Origin of the sequence: Rhodococcus sp. T2V (assembly GCF_029269925.1) — a bacterium.
Lineage (GTDB): Bacteria > Actinomycetota > Actinomycetes > Mycobacteriales > Mycobacteriaceae > Rhodococcus_F > Rhodococcus_F koreensis.
In genome coordinates this window covers 1-321 of the sequence record NZ_JARJBD010000539.1, presented here as the reverse complement: position 1 = coordinate 321, position 321 = coordinate 1, and the positions used below count along the sequence as shown (strand labels likewise).

Annotated in this window: 1 pseudogene; it reads right to left on the bottom strand. The window is 69.5% G+C overall.

Annotated elements, in window-relative coordinates:
* Positions 1-265 (bottom strand): annotated as a pseudogene (locus P3H15_RS55315) (hypothetical protein); the annotation flags it as partial.
* Between the last annotated feature and the right edge of the window lie 56 nt (positions 266-321).

Below are 321 nucleotides of genomic sequence, written 5' to 3'. Positions count from 1 at the left end.
CGTCCTTCACATCCGACGCCGTCTCCTTCACCTTGTCGGTCAGCCCGGAGAACAGTGACTTGCCGTCGCCCTTCCCCTTCCCGTCACCGTCACCGTTGCCGTTGCCGTTGCCGTTGCCGTCACCGTTGCCGTTGCCCTTGCCGGTGACCGCGGACAGCAGCTCCCTCGCTCCTCGGTCCAGACCGCGCGGCCCCGGTACCGAGTCACGGCTCGCCCCGCTCGCGGGCACCGGGGCTTTCACACCCACCCTTCCCTCGTCACTCATTGCTCCGCTCCCTCGCTCCTCGGTCCAGACCGCGCGGCCCCGGTACCGAGTCACGG